The sequence below is a fragment of the Bradyrhizobium sp. Gha genome, from assembly GCF_900113735.1.
In the GTDB taxonomy this organism is placed as follows: domain Bacteria; phylum Pseudomonadota; class Alphaproteobacteria; order Rhizobiales; family Xanthobacteraceae; genus Bradyrhizobium.
In genome coordinates this window covers 1-1609 of the sequence record NZ_FOQM01000089.1, presented here as the reverse complement: position 1 = coordinate 1609, position 1609 = coordinate 1, and the positions used below count along the sequence as shown (strand labels likewise).

The window sequence follows — 1609 nt, the reverse complement described above, 5'->3', positions numbered from 1 at the left end:
TAGCCGGCGCGAAGCGTCCTGGACAGCGTCGAGCACGGCGGTACTCTCGTCCATTAAGGACAAACACCCCTTGACCACGGGTAGGAGGTCCTACACGCCTTCAATGCAGCCGGAACACGCCATCCACGGCGCGCAGCTCGGCCGGCTTGATCAGCTTGGAATGCGCCACCGTCACCGAATGCAGCGGGCCGTCGAGCTTCTCCTGCCAAAACGCCAGGAAGTCGGTCAGCGCCGGGAATTTCGGAAACATGTCGTAGTTCTGCCAGACATAGGTCTGCAGCAGCGAACGATGATCCGGCATCCGGTAGAGAATTTGGGCCGTCGTCAGCCCGTAGCCCAGCAACTGTTTCCGGAAATCCTCGGAAACGGTTCCAACCCGCAATCCCATGCCAACCTCTTTTGCAGGAGCGCATTCAGGGGGTGGCTTGATCCGGTACGCGACTCGTTGCGCCACCCGGTGGAGATGCGCTCACATGAGAGAAATGTGACGCAAACTGACAATCCATCTCAAGCCTAAAAGTTTAACAAGCTGTTGAAATTCAACGCGTTAGCAGCAGACGCGGCTCCGTGCTAATACGGCCCCGAAGGCCGCCTGAAGAGGCCCTCGGGGCGCGGTTAACGATGGCCGCACGTTGTTGGCACTCGGCTCTTCCGGCTGCTGATTTTTTTGCTACAAACTCTTGCTCCCGCAAAATTCCTGGCTTATTTCAGTCCCGCCTGTGCTAGCACTCGCGGGCGCAGATTGCTAACAATCTAAAAACCTCAACTCGTGCAAATGTTTAGGAGGACTGCATGAATTTCCGTCCGCTTCACGACCGCGTCGTGGTCAAGCGCATCGACGCAGAAGAGAAGACCGCTGGCGGCATCATCATTCCCGACACTGCCAAGGAAAAGCCCTCCCAGGGCGAAGTCGTCGCCGTTGGCCCGGGTGGCCGCGACGAAGCCGGCAAGCTGATCCCGATCGACCTGAAGGTCGGCGACCGCGTGCTGTTCGGCAAGTGGTCTGGGACTGAAGTCAAGATCGACAACGTCGATCTCCTGATCATGAAGGAAAGCGACATCATGGGCGTCCTCGACGTTCCCGCTTCCAAGAAGAAGGCGGCCTAACAGCCCCTCTCTCCCTCCAGTCATAAATCATCCAAGGAAAATTCCAGATGGCAGCCAAAGAAGTCAAATTCTCGGTTGAAGCGCGCGACAAGATGCTGCGCGGCGTCGACATCCTCGCCAACGCGGTGAAGGTCACGCTCGGTCCGAAGGGCCGCAACGTCGTGCTCGACAAGTCGTTCGGCGCTCCCCGCATCACCAAGGACGGCGTCACCGTCGCCAAGGAGATCGAGCTCGAGGACAAGTTCGAGAACATGGGCGCGCAGATGGTGCGCGAAGTCGCCTCCAAGTCCGCTGACGCGGCCGGCGACGGCACCACCACCGCGACCGTTCTCGCGGCCGCGATCGTGAAGGAAGGTGCCAAGTCGGTCGCCGCCGGCATGAACCCGATGGACCTCAAGCGCGGTATCGACCTCGCGGTCGAAGCCGTCGTGGCGGACCTCGAGAAGAACTCGAAGAAGGTCACCTCGAACGACGAGATCGCCCAGGTCGGCACCATCTCGGC

Annotated in this window: 3 protein-coding genes; 2 read left to right on the top strand and 1 reads right to left on the bottom strand. The window is 59.8% G+C overall.

The genetic code is table 11. From position 1 onward, the window contains the following. Nucleotides 1-100 precede the first annotated feature (100 nt). Nucleotides 101-388 carry an usg protein gene (locus BM222_RS39665; RefSeq protein WP_092239997.1) on the bottom strand — a complete coding sequence of 96 codons (288 nt, stop codon included), beginning with the start codon at nt 386-388 and terminating at the stop codon, nt 101-103. Between the two features lie 404 nt (nt 389-792). Here BM222_RS39665 and BM222_RS39660 point away from each other — a divergent pair, with 404 nt between their 5' ends. Both BM222_RS39660 and BM222_RS39655 read left to right on the top strand, forming a co-directional pair. After that, the gene (locus tag BM222_RS39660; protein WP_092239996.1) at nt 793-1107 is read left to right on the top strand and encodes a co-chaperone GroES; all 315 of its coding nucleotides are present in this window, start codon (nt 793-795) and stop codon (nt 1105-1107) included. 47 nt (nt 1108-1154) lie between these two features. Next, on the top strand, nt 1155-1609 hold a 455-nt coding region (locus BM222_RS39655; RefSeq protein WP_283810305.1), incomplete at its 3' end, for a TCP-1/cpn60 chaperonin family protein.

Bases quoted from the DNA above. Each gene is read 5' to 3' on its own strand.
- BM222_RS39665 (WP_092239997.1), bottom strand. From the start codon at position 388: ATGGGATTGCGGGTTGGAACCGTTTCCGAGGATTTCCGGAAACAGTTG.
- BM222_RS39660 (WP_092239996.1), top strand. From the start codon at position 793: ATGAATTTCCGTCCGCTTCACGACCGCGTCGTGGTCAAGCGCATCGAC.